2 protein-coding genes are annotated in these 1,862 nt (G+C 42.7%); both read left to right on the forward strand.

What is annotated here, in order from left to right; genetic code table 11:
* Window positions 1-289: 289 nt before the first annotated feature.
* Entirely contained in the window at window positions 290-958 is a 669-nt protein-coding gene (locus KSW37_RS15465; RefSeq protein WP_217315335.1) for a transcription termination/antitermination NusG family protein, read from the forward strand.
* Between the two features lie 417 nt (window positions 959-1,375).
* Window positions 1,376-1,862, forward strand: a 487-nt coding sequence (locus tag KSW37_RS15470; protein WP_254368703.1) for an Arm DNA-binding domain-containing protein, incomplete at its 3' end; no start/stop codon positions are given.

Raw genomic sequence — 1,862 nt, forward strand, 5'->3', positions numbered from 1 at the left:
CTGGAGAAATATAGAGACTTACTTCCTGACCGATGGAAAAAGCAGTAGCAGCATTAGTTTAATCAGCTGTTACTGCTTTTTTTTTGAATTATGCAAGGTATAAACGCGGAGACGCTTACATAGAGTACGAAATGAACTCTGAAAAAATGTTGAATTTCGTAGAATGATATTAATTTTTTAACACGCATAATTTGCTAGTTTCCAACCTTTTTCGTAATTTTGCCAAGAGTTTCTGTGTCTCTTATGTAGAGATTCAGATGAACGACATCAATAAACGAATTTGATTCGCATGATGAAAGAGACAAATATACAACCACAGGTTACGTCCACTATTGCAGGGGACGACGGCGAAGCCGTGGCAAAAAGTGAAGAAAACGCTAAGAAAAAGGTTCCGGAAAAGCCTAATGAAGGGCTTGAAAAACCTGCTGATGCAGGATGGTATGTGGCTGTAGTGAGAGTGAATTGTGAAACGAGAATAGCTGATTCTATACGGATTCATCTTAATTACGATCATGTTTGGTTTGATTACTGGATTCCCAAGGTAAAAGAGGTTTATATTGATAAGCGTAGCCTCAAGCGTAAAGTGAAAGAAAAGCTGTTTCTTTCCACTTTCATTTTTTGTAACGTTTCTCCGTCACAACTTGATAAGATTCGCTTCCGTTCGGATGTGTATAGGATGCTGACGATGCCAGGTCAAAGGAAAATCTACCAAATTCCCGACCAGGTTATTGCTAACTATCGGAATTTTGTAGAGAATGACGATGAGCCTGTCACTGCCGCCCCTGTACCTTTGAAGAAAGGTATCAAAGTACGGGTAGTGGCAGGCAGCATGAAAGGTGTGGAAGCCTACGTACAGAGCTATAATGGCAAGAAAGCCATCATCGGTAGCGAAATCAAGTACATCAGTGGCGCTACGCTTACAATAAGTCGAGATTTGCTAGAAGTCGTCACCCCCTAATCCCCTCCGCAAGCCCTGCAGCAAGAGGTGGAGCCCTCTTTAAGGGGAAAAAGCGATGCAAATGAGTGCAATGAAAGCTTGCTTTCAAATTGCCGAGTACAGCTCGCTTTATCAAAAATGAGGGACGGGGTGATTTTCGAAAAAAAGAACGCCTAAAAAGGCAAAAAATAGCAAAATAGAGCATTTGGTTTGAGTTTCAAGTGGTTGTGGCAGTAGTTGGCTTTAGTTGGCAGTGACAAGGAAATGAGGAAAAAGCAGATTAGAGAAATAGAAACGCTTTCAAATCATTACCCAATGGAAACGCCCTAATAAGCATTTTTAACGGTAGCGGTTCAATCTTCTCCATTCTGCGTAAGTTTTGGTTTTGCCATGCAACTCTCATAGTTTAATTTTGCACCGAACAAAAAAGTAAGAATTATGAGATGCACTTTCAAGACAGTCTTCTATGTAAATGGAAGCAAGGAGAGAAATGGAATTGTCCCAATCATGGGGCGAGTGACAATCAACGGAACAATCGCACAGTTCAGTTGCAAGCAGAGCGTGACCAAGGCTATCTGGGATGCCAAGGGCAACAGAGCCATTGGCAAGAGCAAGGAAGCCAAGGAGGTGAACTTTGCGCTTGACAACATCAAGGCTCAAATCGCCAAGCATTACCAGCGACTTTCCGACCGTGAGGCGTTCGTTACTGCTGAAATGGTGAGAAACGCCTATCAAGGCATAGGCACCGAATACGAGACCTTGCTCAGAGCTTTCGACAAGGAGAATGCAGCCTTTGCCAAACGTGTAGGCAAGGACAGAGCCAAGAACACTTACAACAAGTATCTTGTGGTGAGAAAGTACGTTGCCGAGTTCATCAAGTATCAGTACAAGCGCAGCGATATGTCCATGAATGAGCTTACCGAGG

It is taken from the genome of Segatella copri, from assembly GCF_019127135.1.
Taxonomy (GTDB): Bacteria; Bacteroidota; Bacteroidia; order Bacteroidales; family Bacteroidaceae; genus Prevotella.